Genomic DNA, 24,520 nt, shown 5'->3' with positions numbered 1-24,520 from the left:
GCCGCACAGCCTGGCCGCGCCGCCCGCGGACGCCCCGCAGACACCCCCCAAGTGCCCATCCCCGAGCACCACGCCCCCGAAAGGACGCCGCCATGCCGACGGGCAGATCCTCCACGCTCCAAGACCCGGCCGAGATCAGTACGTACAAGGGCCAGGACCGGGCCCTGCGCGCCGACCGCCTCGGCACCGCAGGGCTGCTCCTGTCCGTGCTCGCCGCCAGCGCGCCCCTGATGGTCGTCGCCGGTGTCATGCCCACGACCTTCGGGGTCATGGGCATCGTCGGCCAGCCCCTGCTCTTCGTCATCCTCGGCGCCGTCCTCGCGCTCTTCAGCGTCGGCTACGCCGAGATGAGCCGCCACGTCCACAACGCCGGCGCCTTCTACGCGTACATCGCCCGCGGTCTCGGCCCCACCGCCGGTGCGGGCGCCTCCCTCGTCGCCCTCGTCGCGTACAGCGCCATGCAGGTCGGCGTCTTCGGCATCCTCGGCTTCGAGATATCCGGCCTCTTCGCCACCTACCTGGACACCGAACTCGCCTGGTGGATACCGGCCCTGCTCGCCGTCGCCGCCACCGGCGCGCTCGGCTGGCTCAAGATCGACCTCAACGCGAAGGTCCTCGGGGTCCTCCTCCTCGTCGAGTGCGTCCTCGTCGTCGTCTTCGACGTCGCCGCCCTCGCCAAGCCGGCCGCGGAAGGCCTCTCGCTCCACGCCTTCAACCCCGAGACCCTGGGCGGGGCCGGCTTCGGCACCGCGCTCTGCTTCTGCATCGCCGCCTTCGTCGGCTTCGAGCAGTCCCCGGTCTACGCCGAGGAGACCAGCAAGCCGCACATCGTCGTCTCCCGCGTGATGTTCCTCGCCGTCGGCTTCGTCGCCCTCTTCTTCGCCGTCAGTGCCTGGGCCCTCACCGTCGCCACCGGCCCCTCCGAGGTCGTCAAGACCTCCGCCGAGGCCGGCCCCACCCTGCTCTTCCAGCTCACCGAGAGCCGCCTCGGCACCACCTTCACCGACGTCCTGCACGTCCTCTTCGTGACCGGCATGTTCGCGGCCATGCTCAGCTTCCACAACGTGGTCGCCCGCTACGCCTTCGCCATGGGCCGCGAGGGCCTGCTCCCGGCCACCTTCGGCCGCACCAACGCCGGCACCGGCGCCCCCGCCACCGGCTCCCTGCTGCAGACCGGCGTCGCCGCCCTCGTCGTGATCGCCTTCGCGCTCACCGAGGACAAGGCCCCCGCCGACCCCGCACTCGCCGTACAGCCGCCCGACCCGACCACCCCCGTACTGCACCTGTTCACCTGGATGGGCAGTGTCGGCGCCCTCGGCGTGACCCTTCTCATGGCCGCCGCCTCCTTCGCCGTCATCGCCTTCTTCGTCCGCCGCGGCACCGCCGGCGCCCAGGTCTGGCGCCTCGTCGCGGCCGGCACCGCCGGCCTCGCCCTGCTCGCCATCGCCGTCTACACCGTCAAGGACTTCGGCGTCCTGGTCGGTGCCGGGAAGGGCTCCGCGCTCAGCTGGGTACTGCCCGGCATCATCGGCGCCGCCGTCGTGATCGGCCTGGTCTACGGAGCCGTGCTGCGCCGCACCCGCCCCGAGGTGCACGCCCGTATCGGCCTCGGGAACGAGGCCTTCCGCCTCGACCAGGCGGCGGAGGGCACCACGGGCGACTGACCTCGCTTTCCAGCCCCTACGAAGCCCCCGACATCCGTTTCCATGGTCGTCGGGGGCTTCGGCGTGCAGGGGGTGCTTTTGGAGGGGAGCGGAGCCTCATGGTCTCCTGTTGCGACCAAAACACCCGGATCGCAGCACAGGGGACACCACCCAGCTCCCCTGCGCCGCGGCCCGGGCACTGCCTTGTCCCACCATCGAAGGCGAAGTCCTACATGAGCGACCTGAGTGACCGCACCTTGACCGAGGCTCCCGCCCCGGCGCCGACCCGCCATGTCGACGCCGGTGACGAGGGGTACAGCAAGGACCTCAAGTCCCGCCACATCAACATGATCGCGATCGGCGGAGCGATAGGCACCGGCCTGTTCCTCGGCGCCGGCGGCCGCCTGGCCGGCGCGGGCCCCTCGCTCGCGATCGCCTACGCGGTGTGCGGAGTCTTCGCCTTCTTCGTCGTACGGGCCCTCGGCGAGCTCGTCCTGTACCGCCCGTCCTCCGGCGCCTTCGTCTCGTACGCGCGCGAGTTCATGGGGGAGAAGGGCGCCTACACGGCAGGCTGGCTGTACTTCCTGAACTGGTCCACGACCACCGTCGCCGACATCACGGCCGCCGCGACCTACGCCCACTTCTGGTCGCTGTTCACCGACGTCCCCCAGTGGGTCCTCGCCTTCATCGCCCTCGCCATCGTGCTGACCGCCAACCTGATCTCGGTGAAGTACTTCGGCGAGATGGAGTTCTGGTTCTCCCTCGTCAAGGTCGCAGCCCTCGTCGTCTTCCTGATCGTCGGCATCTGGCTCGTCGCCACCAGCCACGACATCGGCGGCAGCACCCCGGGCCTCGCCAACATCACCGACAACGGCGGCCTCTTCCCCTCCGGCGTCCTCCCGATGCTCCTGGTGATCCAGGGCGTCGTCTTCGCGTACGCCTCCGTCGAGCTCTGCGGAGTCGCCGCCGGCGAGACCGAGAACCCCGAGAAGATCATGCCGAAGGCGATCAACTCGATCATGTGGCGCGTGGGCCTCTTCTACGTCGGCTCGGTCGTCCTCCTGGCCCTGCTCCTGCCCTACACGGCGTACAGCTCGGACCAGAGCCCCTTCGTCACCGTCTTCGACAAGCTCGGCGTCCCCGGCGCCGCGGGCGTCATGAACCTCGTCGTCCTGACGGCCGCCCTCTCCAGCCTGAACTCCGGCCTCTACTCCACCGGCCGCATCCTGCGCTCGATGTCCCTGTCCGGCTCCGCCCCGAAGTTCACCGGCGTCATGAACAAGGGCAAGGTCCCCTACGGCGGCGTCCTGTTCACCGCCGCGTTCGGCCTCGCGGGTGTCGGGCTGAACGCCTTCATGCCGAAGGACGCCTTCGAGCTCGTCCTGAACTTCGCCTCGCTGGGCATCCTCGGCACCTGGGCGATGGTCATGATCTGCTCGCTCTTCTTCTGGCGCCGCGCCCAGCAGGGCCTCGTGGAGCGCCCCTCGTACCGCCTGCCCTGGGCCCCGTACACCCAGATCGTCACCCTGGTCTTCCTGCTCACCGTGCTGGTGCTGATGTGGTGCGACGGCGGCGTCGGCCGCACCACGGTCCTGTTCGTCCCGGTCATCGGCGCCGCCCTGGTCGGCGGCTGGTACCTGGTCCGCGGCCGCGTGGCCGAACTCGCCACCACCCGCCGCTGATCCCGCACACCCCGTACGGGGCTCCCGCGCCGGCGCCCGGCGCGGGAGCCCCGTCACTTGCACCACCCGCGCACACCTCGTTCGACGACGCTCCGTGTGCCCCTTGACACTCCTTCGCGGGCTGGTGAAGCTGATCCGGATATGAGCCGATCTCAACTTCCCTCCGGTCAAGGCCCGTTCACCGAAGCCTCCGCCGCCCGCGCGGTGCTGGAGGCAGTACGTATCGCGGGCGCACCACAGCCTCACGATCTGGAGCTGCTGAGACTCGGGGAGAACGCCCTCTTCGCCAGTCCGGCTCAGGGTCTTGTGTACCGCGTCGCACGGTCCGACGGCCTCGCCGCCAAGGTGGAGAAGGAGCTCGCCACAGCGCGATGGCTCGTGGCGCAGGGCTTCCCGGGCCTGCCTCCCCGTGACGAGTTCCCGCAACCGTTGTCCGCCGAGGGTCGTTTGGTCACTTTCTGGCAGTACGTGCCCCCCTCGCAGCGCGAACCCTCCCTCACCGACCTGGCCGTGCTCCTGCGCGACCTGCACGCCCTGCCCGATCCTGATTTCCCCGTCCCGGTGCTCAACCCCTTCCCTCTCATGCGGGACCGTCTGCGAGAGGCCGGAGCGGACAGCGACGACCGCACCCACGTGGCTGTCTCCGAGAAGGACCTGGCATTCCTGCTGGCAGCCTGCGAGGGGAATGAAACGGCATTCAGGGACCTCGTCGCCGCAGACCCCGCCGTCGGGCTCGTGCACGGCGACGCCCACCGGGGCAATCTCCTGCGCTGCGGCGAGCGCGTGCTGCTCATCGACTACGAGGCCGTGGCGCTCGGCCCACGCACCTGGGACCTGCTGCCCACGGCCACCGCCGCAGACCGGTTCGGTCTCGCGCCTGCCGAGTACGAGGAATTCTGCGCGGTGTACGGGGCGGATGTCACCCAGCAGCACGGCTACCGCATCCTGCGCACCGTGCGCGAGCTCGGCATGACGACCTGGCTGATGCAGAACGTCCCGCACTCGCCCGCCGCAGCCCAGGAGTTCGCTGTCCGCATGGACTCGCTGCGGAAGGGGGACCATGCCGCCCGGTGGCACGCCCTCTGATGACCGTGCCGCATCCGCCCCGCCCGGACCGGCCGCCGCACCCTTCGATCCCTACATCTCACGTCTCGGCACCCGCCTGACCACGGTGTACGCCACTTCATGGACCTACGCCCCCGACACCGCGAACGGCGGTGACGACGAGGTCGCCTCCCTGCGCCCGTCCGCCCAGCTGAACCTGGGACGGCTTGCGAGCGCCTACGACCGCCACGCCGACCAGCTTCCGCGCATCCTGCACCGCGAGAGCCTGGACACGTCCCTCTTCGCGGCACGCCGGTGGAGCGCCGCCGGAGAACGGCCGCCGACCGTGGCCACCCTCTGGCAGTTCACGGCGCCATCGGGACAGATCCTGCTGGCGCTGACACTCGACCTTGCCGCACCCCTGCTTCAGTGCATCCCGTTACTCGAGGACCTCTACTACGCCGACATCACCTTCGGCGGTGCGGGGCTGGAGGAATTGGCTGCCTCCCGGATCGGCACGGTGCCCGCCGGGCTGCTGCCCGAGCGGCACCAGCTCGTCTTCCGGGCCTCGCCCACCGCCGCCGATGTGCCCTCCCCGGACGCCGCGCAGCGGATCATCTATCGGGCCGACCTGCCGACGCGTCCCGGGCTCGACGCGCTGTGCGCACCGGACGAACTCAACCGCCGCCCGACGACATCGGGCGTCCTCGGTCCCTATGTGAGCCTGTTGACCGGCCACCAGGACTACGTGGAAAATGCCGTGTTCCTCTCGGCCGTCCAGGCCGTCGCCTCGGCCGCCCGGCTGCGGGAGATCCGGGTACTGGCCGAATCGTACGCACGCCGCTTCCGGGCCCGTACGGACGGGAACACCCGACCCCACGAACGGCGCACCCTTCTCGAACGCATCACGATGGCGCAAGGCCACCTGGAGCTGGAGCTCGGATACAGCGTCGAGATCCCCGCAGACCTTGCAACCCTCATTCCGTCCCTGAGGCCGGCGGCCTACCACGCCGCGCTCTACGAGGCCATGGGACTCACGGACCGTGCCGCCGCGGTCAGCCAGACCCTGCAGCGCCTCGGCAATGCCACGGCCGCCGAGCTGACGTCGGTCGAGTCCGCCGAGCTGAGGGCGGCGGACCGGCGCCGGGTGCGGACCGTCGTCGCCGTCACGTTCGTCACCACCGTGACGGCGACCCTGGGCCTGCTCTTCGCGTTCCTCGGCATCAACGCCACCGAAGTCGACGAGCGGCGCTCGATGTTCGACCCCGCCTACGCCCCGGTGTACGGCGTCATCGTCATCGTCCTCGTCTTCGGATTCCTGCTGTACGCCGTCCTCCAGGCCTTCGACCGGGCTGCCCTGCGCCGCATCCACACGGTGCAGACCCCCACCTGGCACGGCACGCACCGGCTGCTCGCGAGCGAACTCGGTACGGCGCTCCTGGACGGCCACCCCGCCCGCGTCCCCGAGCCGCGCAACCTGCCGACCACCGACCGGACGGACGCCCCGCCACCGGCCTAGCGGCCTACGGTCCCGGCGGTACGGGCGGCCAGGACCGTCACGTCGTCCTCCGCGTCGGTGACCCGCAGGGCCGCCAGCACGGTGTCGATGACCTCGTTCAGGGCCCCGTCCACCGGCAGCGGAATGCCGGTCAGCCGTCGCAGCGAGGCGTCGATGTCCTCGCCCCGTCGCTCGACCAGGCCGTCGGTGAACATCATCAGGACGCAACCCGGCCGAAGGACGAAGGACGCGGCCTCGTACCCGCCGTAGCCGGTGCCCAGCGGCGGGCCCACCGGGACCGGCGCCAGGAACGGACCCCGCCCGCGGCCGATGACCATGGCGGGCAGGTGCCCGGCGCTCGCGTGGACGCAGGTCCCGGCGGCGTGGTCGACCAGGACGAGCAGGCAGGTCGCGACCCGGTCCAGACCGCCCGCGAAGACCACATGGTCCGCCTCGCCCAGGATGTCCGCCGGCGGATGCCCCGACGCGGCCAGCGCCCGGATGAGGGAGCGGTAGTGGCTCATGGCGACCGCCGCCTCGACCCCGTGGCCCATCACATCGCCCATCACCAGCAGGGTCCGGCCGCCGGGCAGCGCCAGGCAGTCGAACCAGTCCCCGCCCACCAGGACACCCGTGCCGGAGGGCAGGTAACGGGAGGCCACCTCGAGGTCGCCGTGCGGGAAGGTGGGCTCGGACAGCAGCGCCTGCTGCAGTTCGAGGGCCATCCCCTGCTCCCGGGCGAACCGCTCCGCCTTGGCGAGGCTGGTGGCCGCCCGCTCGGCCAGGGTCCGGGCCACGACGACATCCTCGCGCCCGAAGGCCGGCGAGTCCCCGGCACGCACCAGGGTGAGGGTGCCGATCGGCCGGTCCTGGGCGATCAGGGGGACCACGACACCCGAGTGGATGCCCGCATCCCGGTACGCGGAGACCCGGTCCGCGCTCGGCGCCGCCCGGCTGAAGGCCTCGTCGGAGGAGAAGTTGCCCAGCCACGGCTCGCCGCTCTCCAGGCACTGCCTGACCGCCGAGCCGGGCTGGTAGTCCACGTACTCCCCGGCCGCGCCGAGCGCCCGCACCTGCGGCGAAAGATCCCGTACCGAGGCCACCGCGACCCGCCGCAGCCGCAGGGACGCGCCGTCGGGCAGTTTCCCGCCCGGCCCCTCCCGCGGGATCAGCTCCACGCTCGCGGCGTCGGCCAGCCCGGGCACCAGGAACTCGGTCAGCTCACGGCAGGTGGTGTCCACGTCGAGGGTGGTGCCGACCCGCACCGCGGCGGTGTCCAGCAGGAGCAGGCGCCGGTTGGTGCGCGACAGCTCCCGCTGCCGCTCCCTCGGGGCGCTGACCTCCAGGCCGATCCCCACCAGCCCCAGCACCCGCCCGTCCTCCACCAGCCGGTGGTAGGTCCCCCGCCACACCCGCGACTCGTACGGGGAATCGGCCAGGGTGCGGCCCTCCAGGACCAGTTCCCGGGGTTCCCCGTCCCGCAGCACCGCGTGCAGCACCTCGTCAGGACGCTCGACGTCCGGCAGCACCTCGTTCAGCGTCCGCCCCAGCAGCGCCTCGGCGGGCAGGCCGTTCATCACCGCCATGTGCGGGCTGACGTACAGATAGTGCAGATCGGTGTCGAGCAGGGCGATCCCCGCCCGGGCCCCGTCGAGGACCTGCCGCAGCAGCCGGTACTCGCGCACCAGCCGGTCCACACCGGACGGATCACCCGCCAGGGCGGCGGCGACCACCTCGTCCGCGTCCTCGCCGAACAGCGGACGCGGGCCGGCACCCTCAGCCCACATCACGGGACCTCCATCAGCCGGTCTGCCCCTCCGATGTGGTCCCAACATAGCAAAAGGGCAGGTCAGGGCGGCATTGCGTCGCTCTGACCTGCCCTGTTGCGCCGATCAGGACCGGCGGGCCGACGGTCTGCGGCTCAGCGCCAGCAGGCTCAGGGCAAACATCAGGACACCCAGGGGGACATGGACCGACGGCACGCGCGCGATGCCCAGGACCACCTGCACCGAGGCGAGGACCAGGAAGCCCGACGAGTACAGGACGGGCCGGGGCGACCCGCCGCCCGGCCGCCACGCCAGCACCGCGGCGATCACGTACAGCATCGTCGCCCCGTACATCACGCGCGCTCCGATGCCGTGCAGCAGCTCGCCGTGGGCCGAGGACAGCAGCACCCCGGCGGTGGCCGCCTGGAAGAAGATGGCCAAGGTCTGCAGGGCGACGGTGACCTGCAGGAAAGTGAAGGTACGCGGCTTCTCCGTGGTCAGTGTGGCCATGGTGACGGTCCCCTCTTCTGCCTCACGGCGTAGATCGATATGGTCTCGGTAGTCCGACGACGTGGGCCCGCGAAATGTGAGGCGAGGCACCGAGAGGCGGGCCAGGGGGAGCAGTCGTGAGCATGGGTACGTCGTCCGATCCGCACCTGGACGTGATCGTCGGAGAGCGGGGACACCTCACCAACCTCGCCTACCGGCTGCTCGGTTCGCTGGCCGAGGCCGAGGACGCGGTACAGGAGACCTACGCGCGCTGGTACGCGATGCCGAGGCAGAAGCAGGAGGCCGTCGAGTCGCCCGGCGCCTGGCTGACGACGGTCGCCGGCCGCATCTGCCTGGACCTGCTCGGCTCGGCGCGGGCGCGCCGCGAGCGCTACGTCGGCGAATGGGTCCCCGAGCCGCTGCCCGACCGCGCGGAGTGGATCGGCGGGCCGGCGGGCGGCGGGGCCGGGCCGGCCGACCCGGCCGACCGGGTCACCCTGGACGAGTCGGTCAACATGGCCTTCCTCGTCGTACTGGAATCGATGACCCCGGCCGAACGCGTCGCCTTCATCCTCCACGACGTCTTCCGCTACCCCTTCGCCGAGATAGCCCAGATCGTCGGCCGGACGCCGGCGGCCTGCCGGCAGCTGGCGACGTCGGCCCGCCGGCGGGTGAGCGCCGCGCAGGTCCCGACGGCCCCGACGGCCGGACAGGCCCCGCTGGTGCGGAACTTCAAGGAGGCGTGGGAGGCCAGGGACATCAAGGCCCTCGTCGGCCTGCTGGCCCCCGACGCCACGATGATCGCCGACGGTGGCGGACTGGTCGGCGCCGCCCTGCGTCCGGTCGAGGGCAGCGCGCGCATCGCCGAGTACCTGATCCAGATCGCCGACCGGGCTCCCGGACTGAAGCTCCTGGAACGCTCGGTCAACGGCAGGCCCGGCCTGGTCGCCCAGCACACCGGGGTGACCGTGACCGTGGCCGCGTTCGAGCTCGGCGGCGATCGCGTCACCCGCATCTGGGCGGTCCGCAATCCGGAGAAGCTCCGCCCCTGGGTGGAGGACGGACAGGGCTGACCCGGCGCGCCCCCGGTGACCGGCACCACCGGCACCACCGGCACCTCCGGCTCCACCGGGGCGCCATGCGCCGTGAAACGACGAAAGAGCCGGTCAGTGCGACTTCGCGTCGCTCTGACCGGCTCTTCCTGGTCGTTTGACCATGGTGTCCGAGGGGGGACTTGAACCCCCACGCCCGATAAAGGGCACTAGCACCTCAAGCTAGCGCGTCTGCCATTCCGCCACCCGGACAAGGTGTCTGTCTCGCGTCCCTCGCGGGCCGTTCCGACGTGGAAAACATTACCAAACATTCCGGGGTCCTCGATCACACCCCCCGACGACCGGGGATCGCCCTTGGGGAGAACGGCCCGGAGCGGGAGGATGGGGGTTCGGTACTGATCAGTGGGAGGAAGCAGCGTGAGCGAGTCGAGCACGGGCAGGACCGTCTCCGGCGAGGACGAGGTGGTCGACCTCTGCCGGGACCTCATCCGGATCGACACCAGCAACTACGGGGACCACTCGGGCCCCGGGGAGCGCAAGGCGGCGGAATGGGTCGCCGAGAAGCTCGCGGAGGTCGGGCTGGAGCCGCAGATCTTCGAATCGCACAAGGGGCGCGCCTCGACCGTGGCGCGCATCGAGGGGGAGGACCCCTCGCGGCCGGCGCTGCTGATCCACGGGCACACCGACGTGGTTCCGGCCAACGCCGCCGACTGGACGTACGACCCCTTCGCGGGCGAGATCGCCGACGGCTGCGTGTGGGGCCGCGGCGCCGTCGACATGAAGGACATGGACGCGATGACGCTGGCCGTCGTACGCGACCGGATGCGCAGCGGGCGCAAGCCCCCGCGGGACATCGTGCTGGCCTTCCTCGCCGACGAGGAGGCGGGCGGCATCTACGGGGCCCGGCACCTCGTCGACAAGCACCCGGGCCTGTTCGAGGGAGTCACCGAGGCCATCGGCGAGGTCGGCGGCTTCTCCTTCACGGTCAACGAGAACCTGCGGCTCTACCTCGTGGAGACCGCCCAGAAGGGCATGCACTGGATGCGGCTCACGGTGGAGGGCACCGCGGGTCACGGCTCCATGACCAACAGCGACAACGCCATCACGGAGCTGTGCGAGGCCGTGGGCAGGCTCGGCCGCCACCAGTGGCCGGTCCGCGTGACCAAGACGGTGCGCAGCTTCCTGGACGAGCTCTCGGACGCGCTCGGGACCCCCCTGGACCCGGACAACATGGACGCGACGCTCGCCAAGCTCGGCGGCATCGCCAAGATGGTCGGCGCGACGCTGCGCAACTCGGCCGCCCCGACGATGCTCGGCGCCGGCTACAAGGTCAACGTCATCCCCGGCCAGGCGACGGCCCACGTCGACGGCCGCTTCCTGCCGGGCTACGAGGACGAGTTCTTCGCCGACCTGGACCGGATCCTCGGCCCGCGCGTGAAGCGGGAGGACGTGCACGGCGACAAGGCGCTGGAGACGGACTTCGACGGCAGGCTGGTGGACGCCATGCAGGGCGCCCTGAAGGCCGAGGACCCGATCGCGCGCGCGGTTCCGTACATGCTCTCGGGCGGTACGGACGCCAAGTCCTTCGACGACCTCGGCATCCGCTGCTTCGGCTTCGCGCCGCTGCAGCTGCCGCCGGAGCTGGACTTCGCCGGAATGTTCCACGGTGTGGACGAGCGGGTGCCGGTCGACGGACTCAAGTTCGGCGTGCGGGTGCTCGACCGATTCATCGACAACGCCTGAGATTCGAGAAGGTGTGCGCATTCCACTGAGAAGAGTGAATGCACTCATACGCTCGTAGCCCCGGTGATCCCTCCTCGTTACAGGTGTTGCGGTCCGCGGCTGGGACCGCATTGCCAACTAGGAGGAACAATGATCAAGAAGGTTGTCGCCGCTGCGGCTGCCACCGGTGGCCTGGTTCTCGCGGGTGCGGGCCTGGCCCACGCCGATGCGGGTGCGCAGGGTGCGGCCATCGGCTCGCCCGGTGTCCTGTCCGGCAACGTGCTGCAGGTTCCCGTCCACGTTCCCGTGAACGTCTGCGGTAACTCGGTCTCCGTGATCGGCCTGCTGAACCCGGCCTTCGGCAACACCTGCGTCAACGCCTGACGCGTCTGAAGTCTTCGGCCCCGGAGCGCATCCCAGCGCTCCGGGGCCACCGGGCTTTCCGGCCCGGATTTCTCTCACTTCCGGCGTACCAGGCAGGGGAGCCAGGTGGGCCGAGCCGTCGGACGACGGCCGAAACGTACACACCAGGGGACGAGTACAGATGCGACGACCGGCACAGGTCACCAGGAAGACCTTGATCACCATGGCGGCCGCGGGGGGTGTCCTCGCGATGGGCGGGGGTTACGCACACGCGGACTCCGGCGCCTCGGGGCACGCCGCGAACTCTCCGGGCCTGCTGTCCGGGAACAGCCTGCAGGCGCCCGTGGACGCGCCGGTGAACGCCTGCGGGAACACGATCAATGTGGTGGGAGCCCTCAACCCGGCCTTCGGGAACCACTGCGTGAACGGATCGGGCCACGCCAAGCCGCCGAAGCCCGGCAAGCCCAGTGAGCCGAACCACCCGGGTCACCCCGGCCACCCGGGCGACGACGAACCGTGCGACGACCACCCGGGCACCCCCGGCGGGCCCGGTAACCCTGGCGGTCCGGGCAACCCCGGTGGGCCGGGCAACCCGGGCGGTCCCGGTAACCCGGGCGGTCCCGGTAACCCGGGTGGGCCGGGTAACCCCGGCGGGCCCGGTAATCCTGGCGGTCCGGGCAACCCCGGTGGGCCGGGCAACCCGGGCGGGCCCGGTAACCCCGGTGGGCCGGGCAACCCGGGCGGTCCCGGTAACCCCGGTGGGCCCGGTAATCCGGGCGGGCCGGGTAACCCCGGTGGGCCTGGCGCTCCTGGTGGACCGAGCACCCCCGGAAACCCGGGCGGGCCCGGTACGCCCGGCACCCCGGGTACGCCGCCCACCCCCGGCAGCGGTTCCGTCACCCCGGTCACGCACCCCGGTCCGGGGACCGGGAACAACCCGGGACAGGCCGGCGGTCTCGCCGCCACCGGGTCCGGCGACGTCCTCACCGCCGGGCTGCCGCTCGCGGGCGGCCTGCTGCTCGCCGGCACCGTGCTCTACCGGCGGGCCCGCAACGCCGCCTGACGGACGGTCACGGCGCGGGCCCCGCCCCCGGGGCCCGCGTCACCAGGTCGCGCGGACCTGACGGATGATCCGGCGGCGCAGTCGCACACGGCGGCTGCCGTCCCGGTACAGGCTCAGCCGGTCGAGTTCCCAGTTCCCGTACTCGGCATGATCGGTCAACAGGCGGGTCGCCTCCTTGCGAGGAACACCGCGGGGCACGTACACGTCGACAAATTCGTATTCCGGCATCGCATCTATTGTGCGGGCAGAGCCCTGCTACGGATAGCGTCTGCTCTATGTCTGATGCCGATCTGCCCACTGTTGCCGAGGTACGCGCCGCCGCCGAGGCGGTCAAGGCCGCGCTCGACCGTCACCTCGCCGCGGTCGAGCGCAGGATCGGGGACGAGGACCCGGACGTCTACGCCGCGTTCAACGAACTCGCCGCCGCGGCCGAGGTGTACGACGAACTCCTCTACGACCGCTACGACGAGGTCACCCCCTTCGAGATCCCCACGCCCGAGGACGGCGTCCCGTACACCGGGCCCGCCGAGCCCGCCGCCTTCAGCGTGCTCATCCGCCGCGACTACGCCGTGGTCGAACCGGCCCGGCTGATCGCCCAGGCCGAGCGGGTCGCCGCGCACGACCGGGACGCCGATTTCGTGGGCGACGGCGGCAGCGCCGACGCGCTGGGCGTCCTCTTCGGGGAGTACGAGCCCGACGAGATCGCCTCCCGCTACAAGGACTTCGGGCTGGAGGAGGGTGACTCCACGCTCTGGATCGCGGCCTCGGAGGAGGTGGCGGAACCGGGGGAGTGGCTGGGCTCGCCCTTCGGGCACATCGATCCGCAGGACGTGCTGCACCGGTTCGACGTCAGCTCCGTCTTCGACGAGGAGGCCGACGAGTTCGACGAGGACGAGGCCGCGGAGCCGGGGCTGACCCCGGCCTGACCCCGGCCCGATCGAGGCCCCGCACGTGCCGGAACCCGTGGCCCCCGCCCTTCCGGGCGGGGGCCACGGCCGGTTCACTCCGGCTGCGCGCCCGCCGTCGCCAGGGCCGTCAGCAGGCCCGTCAGGCGCGTCGTACGCGGCTTCGCCGGCACCTCGGCCACCGCGTGCGGCAGCGCCTGGTCGACCCCGTGCACCACGGACAGGTGCCGCTCGCCCCGCCCGAACGCCGTGTAGACCCAGTCCCGCGACAGCGCCTGCGCCGCGTCACCCGGCAGTACGACGACCACCGCCGGCCAGCGCGTGCCCACGGCCTGGTGCGCCGTCACCGCCCAGCCGTGCCGCACCTGGGACTCGACGAGCTCCTTCGGTACGACGATCCGCGCGCCCGCCCGGTCCAGGTGCAGGCCCTCGGCGTCGGCCGACACCACCCGGGCCGCCAGCGCCCGCCCGGGGGACGGCACGTGCACGACCCGGTCACCGGGGTCGAAGCCGCCGAAGCGGCCCGGACCGGGGTTCAGGCGCTCCTTCAGGGCGGCGTTCAGCGCCCGGGTGCCCGCCGAGCCGCCGTGGCCCGGGGTGATCACCTGTACGTGCTCCGCCGGGATCCCGAAGGCCCGCGGCACCGATTCCGCCACCAGCTGCACCGCCCGGTGCACGGCTTCCCCGGCGTCCTTCACCGGGACGATGACGACCTCCTTGCCGGGGGCGTCGACCTGGTTCAGCTCCCCGATGCCGACCCCGGAGACGAGCTCGCCCAGGGGGCCCGGGTCGGGGGTGCGGGAGACCACCTGCGGGCAGGTACGGGCCGCCAGCACATCGGCGAGCACCCGCCCGGCCCCGGCGGACCCGAGCACGCCGGGATCCCCGGAGAGCACCAGCCGGGCCCCGTCCGGGACGGACTCCACCAGAGCGGCCGCGGTCTCCACGTCCAGCTGCGGCGCGTCCAGCACCACCAGCAGGTCCAGCGCGAACTGCCCGTCCGCGTCCCGCCCGGGCCCCTCGGCCCCGGACAGCAGCCCCGCCACGGTCACCGGGTCCGGGCCGCCGCCGGGGGCGTGCGCCGCCACGCAGACCCGCAGGCCCAGCTCCCGGGCCGCAGCGGCCAGGGCGACCGGTTCGGCGCGGGCGGCCTCGCCGCCGGTATGGGTGACCAGGCCGTGGCCCGCGACCGCGCGGATCAGCTCGGCGGCGGAGGGGCTCGGAGCGGACCCGGCGGCCCGCTCCCACTCCGCCGCGTCGTCGAAGGTGCCGGCGGCCAGCCGGGCCAGGCCGTCGGCCAGGCTCTCCTCGGCCATGGCGGCGCCCTCCAGACCCACCAGCACCCGAACGGGCTGCTCCGCGTCTTCGGCGGCTTCGGCGTCCTCGCCGGCCGGCGGCCCCAGCGGCTCGTGGAAGACCAGTACCGAGCCTTCGCCGATGGCCTGTTCCAGCGCTTCGGCCGGATCCGGTACGCCGTACTGGGCCAGGGCCTTCTCCAGCACCGGGGCCTCCAGGGCGGTGTGCCCCTTCAGCCCGGCCTGGGCCAGCAGCCAGCCCACCAGGACGGTGGTGCGGCGCTCGTCCCCGGGACCGGCCTCGGGGCCCAGCAGGGCCCGGGCGAAACCGTCGGCCTGTGCCGGACGTACGGCGGGGAGCGACAGCAGTCGCCAGGGGTTCTCGGTGAGCTGCCCGGCGGCGTCCTCGCCCAGGGCCGCCGCGGCGGGGGCGGCCAGGGCCTCGGGGGCGCCACCGCGGGTCAGTACGGCCCGTACGCCCTCGACGGTGCCGGCGGAGGGTGCGGGCGCGGCCACCGGCGCAGGGGCGGCCGGGCGCGCTGCCTGGGGCGCGGCGGGAGCGGCAGCCGGCCTGCGGGGCGTGGCCGGGGCCTCGTCGAAGTACACGTCGGAGGGCTTCGCACCGCTCTCCACGGCCCGTACGGCGGCCAGCAGGTCCGCGGCCTTCCCGCTGAGCTTCGCCCCGGCCTCGACGGGCGCCTCCCGTTCGGCCTTGCGCCGGGCGATCCGCTCCCGCTCGATCTTCTGGGCGGCCAGTTCGGCCTGGGCCTCGGAGAGCGCGGGCGATGCCTGGGCCTCGGCGGCCGGCTCGGCCTCGGCCTCGGCTTCGGCCTCGGGACCCCCGGACCCGTCGGCGGCGTCCGGGTCCGGGTCCGGCTCCGGGTCCGCGTCCGCGTCCGGGTCCGGGTCCGGCTCCGCGGCCCGTGCCTCGTCGGGTCGGTCCTGGTCCGCGTCGGCCGGCGAGGCCTCGGCGGCCGGTTCCTCGGCGGCGGCGGGCTCGGCCTGGCGGTCCGTACTCACAGCGTGCTCCAGTCCTGATCGGGGTAGCGGTGCACCGGAGCCGAAACATCGTCCAGCGCCCGGCAGATCTCCTCCGGAAGACTAAGGGCCTCCACCGACAGTGCCGCCCCGAGCTGCGTGGACGTCCGCGCACCGACGATCGGCGCCACCACCCCCGGCCGGTCCCGGATCCACGCCAGGGCCACCTGGAGCGGGGTCACGGCCAGACCCTGGGCCGCCGTCACCACCGCGTCCACGATCCGCCCCGCCGCCTCGTCGAGGTACGGGTCCACCAGGGCGGCCAGCGACTCCGAGCCGCCGCGGGAGTCGGCCGGGGTGCCGTCCCGGTACTTGCCCGTCAGCACCCCGCGCCCCAGCGGGGAGGAGGGCAGCAGGCCGATCCCGAGGTCCAGCGCGGCCGGCAGCACCTCCCGCTCCACGCCCCGCTGGAGCAGGGAGTACTCCATCTGCGTCGAGGCGATCCGGGTGCGCACGCCGGGGGCCGCGAGCTGCCACGTCGCCGCCTTCGCCAGCTGCCAGCCGCTGAAGCCCGCCAGCCCCGCGTACCGGGCCCGGCCGCTGCTCACCGCCAGGTCCAGCGCCTGCAGGGTCTCCTCCAGCGGGGTCGCGGGGTCGAAGGCGTGCACCTGCCACAGGTCGACGTAGTCGGTACCCAGCCGGTCCAGGGAGGCGTCGAGGGCGGCGAGCAGGTGCCCGCGCGAGCCGTCGAATCTGCGGTCGGGGTCCGGCACGCTGCCCGCCTTGGTCGCGATCACCAGGTCCCGGCGCGGGACGAGCCCGCCCACCAGCTGCCCGAGGAGGTACTCCGCCTCACCACCGCCGTACACGTCGGCGGTGTCGACGAGCGTGCCGCCCGCCTCCCAGAACGTCTTCACCTGCTCGGCGGCGGCTTCCTCGCCGGTGTCTCGGCCCCAGGTGAGGGTGCCGAGGCCGATCCGGGAGACGCGCAGTCCGGTGCGGCCGAGATGCCTCTGCTCCATGAGGGCTGAGACTACTGGGGCGCTGACGCGGAGGACCTTGGCGCGCTACAGTCCCCGCACACCAACGTTACTGATCGGTAAACCGGTAAGGGGACGACACATGCGGCTCGGCATCAATCTTGGTTACTGGGGCGCGGGCATGGACGCCGACAACCTCGCCGTCGCCCAGGAGGCCGACCGCCTGGGGTACGACGTCTGCTGGGCCGCCGAGGCCTACGGCTCCGACGCCCCGACCGTGCTCGCCTGGGTCGCCGCCCAGACCGAGCGCATCGACGTGGGTTCGGCGATCCTCCAGATCCCGGCCCGCCAGCCCGCCATGACCGCCATGACCGCGGCCACCCTCGACTCGCTGACCAAGGGCCGCTTCCGGCTCGGCCTCGGCGTCTCCGGACCGCAGGTCTCCGAGGGCTGGTACGGCGTCAAGTTCGACAAGCCGCTGGCCCGCACCCGCGAGTACGTGGAGATCGTCCGCAAGGCCATGACCCGCGAGCGGCTCTCCTACGAGGGCGAGCACTGGACCCTGCCGCTGCCGGACGGCCCGGGCAAGCCGCTCAAGCTGACCGTGCACCCCGAGCGCGAGCACATCCCGCTCTACATCGCCGCCATCGGGCCGAAGAACCTGGAGCAGACCGGCGAGATCGCCGACGGCGCCCTGCTGATCTTCCCGGCCGCCGAGCACCTGGAGGCCACCGCCCTCACCCACATCCGGGCGGGCCGCGAGAAGGCCGGGCTGACCATGGAGGGCTTCGACGTCTGCCCGACCGTGCCGCTGGCCCTCGGCGAGGACGTCAACGCGCTCGCGGACATGTTCCGCCCGTACACCGCCCTGTACGTGGGCGGCATGGGCAGCCGGAAGCAGAACTTCTACAACCAGCTGGCCCAGCGCATGGGCTACGAGAAGGAAGCCGCCGAGATCCAGGACAAGTACCTGGCGGGCGACAAGACCGGCGCGGCCGAGGCCGTCCCGCACAAGCTGATCGACTCGACCACCCTGCTCGGCCCGGTCGCCCGGATCGCCGACGGGATGCGGGCCTACGCGGAGGCCGGGGTCACCACCCTCACGCTGGCCCCGGCCGGATTCACCCTGGACGAGCGGATCGCCGCCCTGCGCGCCGGTACCGAGGCGATGGAGCTGGCGGGTCTCGCCTGACCGCCTGACCGCCTGACCGGCCGGTCCGGATGCCGGCGGACGGACGCCGGCACCGGTGAACGCTTCTGCGGCCGTGGTGGGGGCTCGGGGGGTCTTCCCCGCCACGGCCGACACAGCGAACAACGCCGGGGACGCCCGCCGGGTTACGCGTGGCGGCCCAACCGCCGATTTCGTTCATTCGGACGAGTAGTGCGACCTATCGGTTGCCCGCCCCGCCCACCGGCGTTTGACTCGTTCCATGCTCTCTGCCCGCAGCCTGTTCCAGGAGATCGTCGACAACGACGGCTCCTTCCAGCTGTTCTGCTCCATCGCCGCCAGCGGGGAGACCCAGGGCGGCTGGGAGAACGCCCGTATCGCGGCCCTGGTGCCGGACGGCATGCGCCACCTCGCGCCCAAGATCACCCGACACGGCGCCGACGAGGACAAGCACGGCCGGATCTTCAACGCCCTGCTCCGCAAGCGCGGCCTGCCCGCCGTCCCGGTACCCCCCGAGACCGACTACACGATGCTGCTGGAGCGCCGCGGCATCGGCCTCGCGCACGAGAAGCTGCGCCGCGAGGTGGCCCTGACCGAGGAGGACATCGTCGTCTACCTCGCGCACAGCCGCGTCACGGAACAGCGCGCCGCCGACCAGATGGACATGCTGGTCAGGTACTTCGGTGACCACCCCGAGGTGGGCAAGGCCATCCACATGATCAGCCACGACGAGGACAACCACCTCGCCTACTGCCACGAGGAACTGCTGCGCCTCGCCCGGTCCGGCTACGGCCGGACCATGCAGCGGGTGCTCCGCGAGAGCGCGCTCGCCGAGATCTCCGTCTACCGCGACGTGAGCCTCGCCGTCATGAGCCACATGGGACGGCTGCTGCACTGGCCCGCCCCGAAGGCGGCCGCGCTGGCCGCCGGCATCCGCGCGATGTACGCGTACGAGCGGTTCAGCGGCTGGCACCGGATGGTCAACCTGCGGCTGCCGGAGCGCCTGGACGCCCTCGGCGGCGCACCGGCCGCCGCGGACGGGTTCGCCTACGCCCCGCGCGGGAGGGAACTCAGAGCCAGCCCCGGCGCTTGAACATCCGGTGCAGGCCCAGGCACGCGCCCGCCATGACCACCAGCACCGCCGGATAGCCCCAGGTGTGCCGCAGCTCCGGCATGTGGTCGAAGTTCATCCCGTAGATCCCCGCCACCATCGTGGGCACGGCCGCCATCGCCGCCCAGGCCGAGATCTTGCGCATGTCGTCGTTCTGCCGGAGGCCCATCTGCGCGAGGTGCGCGGCGAGTGCGTCCGACAGCAGCCGGTCCAGGCCCTCGATGTACTCGTTCGCCTTGGTCAGGTGGTCGGCGACATCGCGGAAGAACGGCTGGGCGTGCTCGTGGACGAAGGGGACCTCCCCGAAGGCCAGCCGGTCCATCGGCTGGAGCAGCGGGCTCGTCGCCCGCCGGAACTCCAGCACCTGCCGCTTGAACCCGTAGATCCGGGCGGCGGTGTTCTTGGTGTCCGAGGCGTTCGGGGCGAAGACCTCGGCCTCCAGCTCCTCCAGGTCCGCCTGGAGCTCGGCCGCCACCTCGATGTAGTGGTCGACCACCGCGTCGGACACCGCGTACAGCACCGCCGTCGGGCCGTGCCGCAGCACCTCCGGCTCCTGCTCCAGCCGGTGGCGCACGGCGGCCAGCGGGGCCCCCTCGCCGTGCCGGACCGTGACGACGAACGAGTCCCCTATGAAGACCATCAGCTCGCCCGCGGTCACCGTGTCCGTGTCCTCGTCGTACCGCACCGGCTTGAGGACGACGAACAGCGAATCGTCGTAGACCTCCAGCTTCGGGCGCTGGTGCGCGGTCAGCGCGTCCTCCACCGCCAGCGGGTGCAGGCCGAACTCCTGGCTGACGTGGTCGAATTCCTTCGCCGTCGGCTCGTGCATGCCGATCCACAGGAAGGCGTCACCGGTCGCCCGCGCCTCGTCGAGGGCGTCCGAGAAATCGTCCGGTCCCTCGGTACGGCGGCCGTCCCGGTAAATCGCGCAGTCCACAATCACGCGGGGCATTCTTCCCTGCCCACGGCCCGCCCGCACACCCGCGGCAGCGCATACGCTGGCCCCATGGCCACGCTGATCCTCGTACGACACGGGCGGTCCACCGCCAACACCGCTGGGCTGCTCGCCGGATGGACCCCCGGAGTGGCCCTCGACGAACGCGGCGCGGAACAGGCCGCCGCGCTGCCCGGCCGACTGGCGGGCGTGCCGCTCGCCGCCGCCGTCACCAGCCCGCTGCAGCGCTGCCGGGAGACCCTCGCACCCCTGCTGGCCGCCCGGCCGGAGCTGGAAGTGCACACCGACGAGCGGATCGGCGAGTGCCACTACGGCGAATGGTCCGGCCGCAAACTGTCCGAGCTCTCCGGCGAACCGCTGATGAAGATCGTCCAGCAGCACCCGTCGGCCGCCGCCTTCCCCGGCGGCGAGTCCATGCGCGCCATGCAGGCCCGCGCCGTGGAGGCCGTACGCGACTGGGACGCGCGGATCGAGCAGGAGCACGGCAGCGACGCCGTCTTCCTGATGTGCTCGCACGGCGACATCATCAAGTCCCTTGTCGCGGACGCCCTGGGCATGCACCTGGACCTCTTCCAGCGCATCCACGTCGACCCCTGCTCGGTGACCGCCATCCGGTACACCGCCACCCGGCCCTTCGTGTTCCGGCTCGGCGACACCGGGGACTTCGGCTCGCTCGTCCGGCGCCCCGCCGCACCGGAGACCGTCGCCTCGGACAAAGACACCGAAGACGCCGGGAACGCCGTCGTGGGAGGCGGTGCGGGCGCGGCTTGATCGCCCGGCGCAGTAGGGTGGACGGGCCAACACAAGGGCGCAGACCTGCCCCTGCCGCCGAGACTTGGAGACTGGACGTGCCCCGTCAGGTGTTCCTCTACGACCCCCCGGACCGCTTCGTGGCCGGCACGGTCGGTCTGCCGGGGCGCCGTACGTTCTTCCTGCAGGCCTCCGCCGGCCCCCGCGTCACCAGCGTCTCCCTGGAGAAGACCCAGGTCGCAGCGCTGGCCGAGCGGATGGACGAGCTGCTGGACGAGGTCGTACGGCGGACCGGGGGCAATGCCCCGGTCCCAGCCGTCGCCCCCGCCGAGGCCGCCGACACCGCCCCGCTGGACGTCCCGGTCGACGAGGAGTTCCGCGTCGGCACCATGGCCCTGGCCTGGGACGGCGAGGAACAGCGCATGATCGTCGAGGCCCAGGCGCTGGTCGAACTCGACGCCGGCTCCGACGAGGACCTCGCCGAGGCCGAGGAGCGGCTGCTCCAGGACGAGGAGAACGGCCCGCCGATGCTGCGCGTCCGCCTCACCGGCGCCCAGGCCCGGGCCTTCGCCAAGCGGGCCCTGGACGTCGTCAACGCCGGCCGCCCGCCGTGCCCGCTGTGCAGCCTCCCGCTGGACCCGGAGGGGCACGTGTGCCCACGCCAGAACGGCTACCGGCGCCAGGCGTGACGGACACGGGGGAGAAGATGGAGGAACTGCTCGCCAAGGGCGAGCTCACCGTCATAGGCCGGATCCGCGAGGCGTCCAACGCCGTCCTGCTGTGCAGCGTCACGTACGGGGACGTGAGCGCCGACTGCGTGTACAAGCCGGTCAAGGGCGAGCGGCCGCTGTGGGACTTCCCCGACGGGAACCTCGCCCGCCGGGAGGTCGCCGCCTACCTGATCTCCGAAGCCACCGGATGGGGCCTGGTCCCCGCCACCGTGCTGCGCGACGGACCGTACGGCGAGGGCATGGTCCAGCGGTGGATCGATGCCGAGCAGCCGGACGAGGACTCCCCGCTGGGCGCGCTCCTCGGGCTCGTCGACGGCGAGGAGGCGGGGGAGGGCTGGAAGGCCGTCGCCCTCGCCGAGGTCGGCGAAGGCCGCACCGCGCTGCTCGTGCACGCCGACGACCCCCGGCTGCGCCGGCTCGCCGTACTCGACGCCGTGATCAACAACGGCGACCGCAAGGGCGGCCACCTGCTGCCCGCGCCCGACGGACGGCTCTACGGCATCGACCACGGTGTGACCTTCCACGCAGAGGACAAGCTGCGCACCCTCCTGTGGGGCTGGGCGGGCGAGCCGCTGACCGACGAGGCGCGCGAGGTGCTGGCCGCGCTGGCCGACGGGCTGGCCGAGGGAGCCCCGCTCGCCACCCGGCTGGCCGAACTGATCACGCCGGTCGAGGTGGCCGCCGTACGGGACCGGGTGGAGCACCTGCTGCGCACCGGAACCCATCCCCAGCCGTCCGGGCAGTGGCCGGCGATCCCCTGGCCACCGGTCTGAATCAGCCATCGGCCATACGCACAGAACCGGCCAGACCGCAAGAGTGCCGATCAAGACAACAGTGCAGGTCCAGTTCGTTTCCGGAACATCCGTCCGGTTAGGCTCGACACATGCATGCCTGGCCCGCTTCTGAGGTCCCCGCCCTTCCTGGCAAGGGCCGCGACCTCCAGATCCACGACACCGCGACCCAGGGGACGATCACCCTCGCCCCCGGTCCCGTCGCCCGTATCTACGTCTGCGGCATCACGCCGTACGACGCGACCCACATCGGTCACGCGGCGACCTACAACGCGTTCGACCTCGTACAACGCGTGTGGCTCGACACCAAGCGGCAGGTCCACTACGTCCAGAACGTCACGGACGTGGACGACCCGCTCCTGGAGCGGGCGCTGCGTGACAACCAGGACTGGACCGAGCTGGCGGAGCGCGAGACCGCGCTCTTCCGCGAGGACATGACGGCCCTGCGGATGCTGCCCCCGCAGCACTACATCGGTGCCGTCGAGGCCATACCCGGAATCGTGCCGCTGGTCGAGCGGCTGCGGGACGCGGGTGCGGCGTACGAGCTCGACGGCGACACCTACTTCTCGGTCGAGGCCGACCCGCACTTCGGCGGGGTCTCGCACCTCGACGCCGAGGCGATGCGGCTGCTCTCGGCGGAGCGGGGCGGCGACCCCGACCGGCCCGGGAAGAAGAACCCGCTGGACCCGATGCTGTGGATGGCCGCGCGTCCGGGCGAGCCGAGCTGGGACGGCGGCTCGCTGGGCCGCGGCCGGCCGGGCTGGCACATCGAGTGCGTGGCGATCGCCCTCGACCACCTGGGCATGGGCTTCGACATCCAGGGCGGCGGCTCCGACCTGGCGTTCCCGCACCACGAGATGGGCGCGTCGCACGCGCAGGCGCTGACGGGCGAGTTCCCGATGGCCAAGGCGTATGTGCACGCGGGCATGGTGGCGCTGCACGGCGAGAAGATGTCGAAGTCGAAGGGCAACCTCGTCTTCGTGTCGGCGCTGCGGCGCTCCGGGGTGGACCCGGCGGCGATCCGCCTCGCGCTGCTGTCGCACCACTACCGGGCCGACTGGGAGTGGACCGACGCGATCCTCGCCGAGGCCGTGGCCCGGCTGGAGCGCTGGCGCGCGGCCGTGTCCCGGCCGGACGGCATCCCGGCCGACGCCCTGGTCGAGGAGGTCCGAGAGGCTCTCGCCGACGACCTGGACGCCCCGGCGGCCCTGGCCGCGGTGGACCGCTGGGTCGAGCGCCAGATCGCCACCGACGGCGACGACGAGTCGGCCCCGGGCCTGGTCTCCCGCACGGTCGACGCCCTTCTGGGCGTGGCCCTGTAGCCACCCCGCCCCTGATGCCCCCGGCCGCCGGCCGGGGGCATCGCCCTTTCCGCGGGAAGATCAGCCCCGCCGGCGTTCGAGGCGCGGGGTCCGGGGCGGAGCCCCGGAAAACGGTGAAAGGGCGGGGCGGGGACGGCCCCGCGCAGCGGCAGCCCCCGCACCCGCCCCCTGCGGGCTACGCCTCCGGTGGCTCCGGGGCGTCGTCCTCGTCGGACGACGCGGCGGTCGGCGGCTCCGGACCCTCCCCGGAGGGGTCCGGCTTGCGCTTCGGGGGGCGGGGGAGGCCCCCGCTCGTGTCGCGGAGGTACGAGCCGTCGCCCGGCTCGGCCGAGGGGGCCGCCGGGTCACGCCGCCGCAGGTACCGCTCGAACTCCCGGGCGATCGCGTCGCCCGAGGCCTCCGGCAGATCGGCCGTGTCCCGCGCCTCCTCCAGAGTCTGCACGTACTCCGCCACCTCGCTGTCCTCGGCGGCCAGTTGGTCCACGCCCAGCTGCCACGCCCGCGCGTCCTCCGGCAGCTCGCCCAGCGGGATCCGGATGTCGATCAGATCCTCCAGCCGGTTCAGCAGGGCCAGCGTCGCCTTCGGGTTCGGCGGCTGGGAGACGTAGTGCGGCACCGCCGCCCACAGGGACACCGCCGGGACACCCGCGTGCGTACAGGCCTCCTGCAGGATGCCCACGATGCCCGTCGGGCCCTCGTACTTGGTCTCCTCCAGGTCCATCGTCCGGGCCAGGTCCGCGTCCGAGGTGACCCCGCTCACCGGCACCGGCCGCGTGTGCGGGGTGTCCCCGAGCAGCGCGCCCAGGATGACCACCATCTCCACGCCCAGCTCGTGCGCGAACCCGAGGATCTCGTTGCAGAACGACCGCCACCGCATGGACGGTTCGATGCCCCGCACCAGCACCAGGTCCCGCGGCTTGGCACCGCCGATCCGGACCACCGACAGCCGCGTCGTCGGCCACGTGATCTTCCGTACCCCGTTGTCCAGCCACACCGTCGGCCGGTTGACCTGGAAGTCGTAGTAGTCCTCGGCGTCGAGTGCCGCGAAGACCTCGCCCTTCCACTCCCGGTCCAGGTGCGCGACCGCACCGGAGGCCGCGTCACCCGCGTCGTTCCAGCCCTCGAACGCGGCCACCATGACCGGGTCGATCAGCTCGGGCACGCCCTCAAGCTCGATCACCCAGGTCTCCTTCCGAAGTTCCCTTGCGTACG

22 protein-coding genes and 1 tRNA gene are annotated in these 24,520 nt (G+C 72.4%); 15 read left to right on the top strand and 8 right to left on the bottom strand.

What is annotated here, in order from left to right:
* Nucleotides 1-92: 92 nt before the first annotated feature.
* The 4 genes from ACFY04_RS15645 (at nt 93) to ACFY04_RS15630 (ending at nt 5,888) form a co-directional block, all read left to right on the top strand.
* Nucleotides 93-1,664 carry an APC family permease gene (locus ACFY04_RS15645; RefSeq protein WP_389116958.1) on the top strand — a complete coding sequence of 524 codons (1,572 nt, stop codon included), beginning with the start codon at nt 93-95 and terminating at the stop codon, nt 1,662-1,664.
* 221 nt (nt 1,665-1,885) lie between these two features.
* A complete protein-coding gene (locus tag ACFY04_RS15640; RefSeq protein ID WP_389116993.1) occupies nt 1,886-3,325 on the top strand; it encodes an amino acid permease in 1,440 nt (479 codons plus the stop codon).
* A 141-nt stretch (nt 3,326-3,466) separates the two neighbouring features.
* Nucleotides 3,467-4,411 (top strand): aminoglycoside phosphotransferase family protein, encoded by a 945-nt coding sequence (locus ACFY04_RS15635; RefSeq protein WP_389116955.1) that lies wholly within the window; start codon nt 3,467-3,469, stop codon nt 4,409-4,411.
* A gap of 85 nt (nt 4,412-4,496) precedes the next feature.
* Nucleotides 4,497-5,888 (top strand): hypothetical protein, encoded by a 1,392-nt coding sequence (locus tag ACFY04_RS15630; protein WP_389116954.1) that lies wholly within the window; start codon nt 4,497-4,499, stop codon nt 5,886-5,888.
* On the opposite strand, the gene ACFY04_RS15625 is transcribed toward ACFY04_RS15630, so the two are convergent.
* Both ACFY04_RS15625 and ACFY04_RS15620 read right to left on the bottom strand, forming a co-directional pair.
* Nucleotides 5,885-7,654, bottom strand: a complete 1,770-nt coding sequence (locus tag ACFY04_RS15625) for a SpoIIE family protein phosphatase (RefSeq protein WP_389116952.1) — start codon at nt 7,652-7,654, stop codon at nt 5,885-5,887. The two genes, ACFY04_RS15630 and ACFY04_RS15625, sit on opposite strands and share 4 nt — an antisense overlap.
* Nucleotides 7,655-7,759: 105 nt before the next feature.
* Complete coding sequence (locus ACFY04_RS15620; RefSeq protein WP_314249379.1) at nt 7,760-8,143, bottom strand: hypothetical protein; 384 nt, start codon at nt 8,141-8,143, stop codon at nt 7,760-7,762.
* Nucleotides 8,144-8,265: 122 nt separating this feature from the next.
* On the opposite strand from ACFY04_RS15620, the gene sigJ reads away from it, so the two are divergent.
* Entirely contained in the window at nt 8,266-9,195 is a 930-nt protein-coding gene (gene sigJ / locus ACFY04_RS15615) for an RNA polymerase sigma factor SigJ (protein WP_389116950.1), read from the top strand.
* A gap of 143 nt (nt 9,196-9,338) precedes the next feature.
* Here sigJ and ACFY04_RS15610 read toward each other — a convergent pair.
* Nucleotides 9,339-9,426, bottom strand: a tRNA-Leu gene (locus ACFY04_RS15610).
* A 165-nt stretch (nt 9,427-9,591) separates the two neighbouring features.
* Between ACFY04_RS15610 and ACFY04_RS15605 the strand changes: the two genes are divergently transcribed.
* The 3 genes from ACFY04_RS15605 (at nt 9,592) to ACFY04_RS15595 (ending at nt 12,322) form a co-directional block, all read left to right on the top strand.
* Complete coding sequence (locus ACFY04_RS15605) at nt 9,592-10,917, top strand: M20/M25/M40 family metallo-hydrolase (protein ID WP_030009121.1); 1,326 nt, start codon at nt 9,592-9,594, stop codon at nt 10,915-10,917.
* 129 nt (nt 10,918-11,046) lie between these two features.
* Complete coding sequence (chpH, locus tag ACFY04_RS15600) at nt 11,047-11,280, top strand: chaplin ChpH (protein ID WP_351158317.1); 234 nt, start codon at nt 11,047-11,049, stop codon at nt 11,278-11,280.
* Nucleotides 11,281-11,440: 160 nt separating this feature from the next.
* Entirely contained in the window at nt 11,441-12,322 is an 882-nt protein-coding gene (locus ACFY04_RS15595) for a chaplin (RefSeq protein WP_389116947.1), read from the top strand.
* Between the two features lie 39 nt (nt 12,323-12,361).
* Here the strand turns inward: ACFY04_RS15595 and ACFY04_RS15590 are convergent, their stop codons facing one another.
* Nucleotides 12,362-12,550 (bottom strand): DUF5703 family protein, encoded by a 189-nt coding sequence (locus tag ACFY04_RS15590; RefSeq protein ID WP_030009118.1) that lies wholly within the window; start codon nt 12,548-12,550, stop codon nt 12,362-12,364.
* A 47-nt stretch (nt 12,551-12,597) separates the two neighbouring features.
* On the opposite strand from ACFY04_RS15590, the gene ACFY04_RS15585 reads away from it, so the two are divergent.
* Entirely contained in the window at nt 12,598-13,248 is a 651-nt protein-coding gene (locus ACFY04_RS15585; RefSeq protein WP_301372174.1) for a hypothetical protein, read from the top strand.
* 74 nt (nt 13,249-13,322) lie between these two features.
* Here the strand turns inward: ACFY04_RS15585 and ACFY04_RS15580 are convergent, their stop codons facing one another.
* Nucleotides 13,323-15,554 (bottom strand): ATP-binding domain-containing protein, encoded by a 2,232-nt coding sequence (locus ACFY04_RS15580; protein WP_389116992.1) that lies wholly within the window; start codon nt 15,552-15,554, stop codon nt 13,323-13,325.
* Nucleotides 15,539-16,522: an aldo/keto reductase gene (locus tag ACFY04_RS15575; RefSeq protein ID WP_389116945.1), complete on the bottom strand. Its 984-nt coding sequence runs from the start codon at nt 16,520-16,522 to the stop codon at nt 15,539-15,541. Before ACFY04_RS15575 ends, ACFY04_RS15580 begins: the two co-directional genes overlap by 16 nt.
* A 100-nt stretch (nt 16,523-16,622) precedes the next feature.
* On the opposite strand from ACFY04_RS15575, the gene ACFY04_RS15570 reads away from it, so the two are divergent.
* Both ACFY04_RS15570 and ACFY04_RS15565 read left to right on the top strand, forming a co-directional pair.
* A complete protein-coding gene (locus ACFY04_RS15570; RefSeq protein WP_351158326.1) occupies nt 16,623-17,672 on the top strand; it encodes an LLM class F420-dependent oxidoreductase in 1,050 nt (349 codons plus the stop codon).
* A 238-nt stretch (nt 17,673-17,910) separates the two neighbouring features.
* Entirely contained in the window at nt 17,911-18,741 is an 831-nt protein-coding gene (locus tag ACFY04_RS15565; protein ID WP_389116943.1) for a ferritin-like domain-containing protein, read from the top strand.
* Here ACFY04_RS15565 and corA read toward each other — a convergent pair.
* Entirely contained in the window at nt 18,719-19,711 is a 993-nt protein-coding gene (corA, locus tag ACFY04_RS15560; protein ID WP_389116941.1) for a magnesium/cobalt transporter CorA, read from the bottom strand. The two genes, ACFY04_RS15565 and corA, sit on opposite strands and share 23 nt — an antisense overlap.
* A 54-nt stretch (nt 19,712-19,765) precedes the next feature.
* On the opposite strand from corA, the gene ACFY04_RS15555 reads away from it, so the two are divergent.
* The 4 genes from ACFY04_RS15555 (at nt 19,766) to mshC (ending at nt 23,308) form a co-directional block, all read left to right on the top strand.
* Nucleotides 19,766-20,485: a histidine phosphatase family protein gene (locus ACFY04_RS15555; RefSeq protein WP_389116940.1), complete on the top strand. Its 720-nt coding sequence runs from the start codon at nt 19,766-19,768 to the stop codon at nt 20,483-20,485.
* A gap of 77 nt (nt 20,486-20,562) precedes the next feature.
* A complete protein-coding gene (locus tag ACFY04_RS15550) occupies nt 20,563-21,153 on the top strand; it encodes a DUF3090 domain-containing protein (RefSeq protein WP_389116939.1) in 591 nt (196 codons plus the stop codon).
* Complete coding sequence (locus ACFY04_RS15545) at nt 21,117-21,968, top strand: SCO1664 family protein (protein WP_389116938.1); 852 nt, start codon at nt 21,117-21,119, stop codon at nt 21,966-21,968. The genes ACFY04_RS15550 and ACFY04_RS15545 overlap by 37 nt, the downstream gene beginning before the upstream one ends.
* A gap of 110 nt (nt 21,969-22,078) precedes the next feature.
* Nucleotides 22,079-23,308 (top strand): cysteine--1-D-myo-inosityl 2-amino-2-deoxy-alpha-D-glucopyranoside ligase, encoded by a 1,230-nt coding sequence (mshC, locus tag ACFY04_RS15540; RefSeq protein ID WP_389116936.1) that lies wholly within the window; start codon nt 22,079-22,081, stop codon nt 23,306-23,308.
* Nucleotides 23,309-23,483: 175 nt separating this feature from the next.
* Here the strand turns inward: mshC and ACFY04_RS15535 are convergent, their stop codons facing one another.
* On the bottom strand, nt 23,484-24,488 hold the full coding sequence (locus tag ACFY04_RS15535; protein WP_389116935.1) for a PAC2 family protein: 1,005 nt from the start codon (nt 24,486-24,488) through the stop codon (nt 23,484-23,486).
* Nucleotides 24,489-24,520 lie beyond the last annotated feature (32 nt).

Source organism: Streptomyces sp. NPDC001549, assembly GCF_042894025.1.
GTDB lineage: Bacteria > Actinomycetota > Actinomycetes > Streptomycetales > Streptomycetaceae > Streptomyces > Streptomyces kutzneri.
The sequence above is the reverse complement of the archived record's forward strand: the minus strand, read 5'-3'. Positions and strand labels throughout refer to the sequence as shown.

Coding starts and splice junctions, on each gene's coding strand:
- ACFY04_RS15595 (WP_389116947.1), top strand. CDS start 11,441: ATGCGACGACCGGCACAGGTCACCAGGAAGACCTTGATCACCATGGCG.
- ACFY04_RS15570 (WP_351158326.1), top strand. CDS start 16,623: ATGCGGCTCGGCATCAATCTTGGTTACTGGGGCGCGGGCATGGACGCC.
- ACFY04_RS15635 (WP_389116955.1), top strand. CDS start 3,467: ATGAGCCGATCTCAACTTCCCTCCGGTCAAGGCCCGTTCACCGAAGCC.
- ACFY04_RS15555 (WP_389116940.1), top strand. CDS start 19,766: ATGGCCACGCTGATCCTCGTACGACACGGGCGGTCCACCGCCAACACC.
- chpH (WP_351158317.1), top strand. CDS start 11,047: ATGATCAAGAAGGTTGTCGCCGCTGCGGCTGCCACCGGTGGCCTGGTT.
- ACFY04_RS15565 (WP_389116943.1), top strand. CDS start 17,911: ATGCTCTCTGCCCGCAGCCTGTTCCAGGAGATCGTCGACAACGACGGC.
- ACFY04_RS15625 (WP_389116952.1), bottom strand. CDS start 7,654: ATGTGGGCTGAGGGTGCCGGCCCGCGTCCGCTGTTCGGCGAGGACGCG.
- sigJ (WP_389116950.1), top strand. CDS start 8,266: ATGGGTACGTCGTCCGATCCGCACCTGGACGTGATCGTCGGAGAGCGG.
- ACFY04_RS15585 (WP_301372174.1), top strand. CDS start 12,598: ATGTCTGATGCCGATCTGCCCACTGTTGCCGAGGTACGCGCCGCCGCC.
- ACFY04_RS15575 (WP_389116945.1), bottom strand. CDS start 16,522: ATGGAGCAGAGGCATCTCGGCCGCACCGGACTGCGCGTCTCCCGGATC.
- ACFY04_RS15620 (WP_314249379.1), bottom strand. CDS start 8,143: ATGGCCACACTGACCACGGAGAAGCCGCGTACCTTCACTTTCCTGCAG.
- ACFY04_RS15645 (WP_389116958.1), top strand. CDS start 93: ATGCCGACGGGCAGATCCTCCACGCTCCAAGACCCGGCCGAGATCAGT.
- mshC (WP_389116936.1), top strand. CDS start 22,079: ATGCATGCCTGGCCCGCTTCTGAGGTCCCCGCCCTTCCTGGCAAGGGC.
- ACFY04_RS15590 (WP_030009118.1), bottom strand. CDS start 12,550: ATGCCGGAATACGAATTTGTCGACGTGTACGTGCCCCGCGGTGTTCCT.
- corA (WP_389116941.1), bottom strand. CDS start 19,711: ATGCCCCGCGTGATTGTGGACTGCGCGATTTACCGGGACGGCCGCCGT.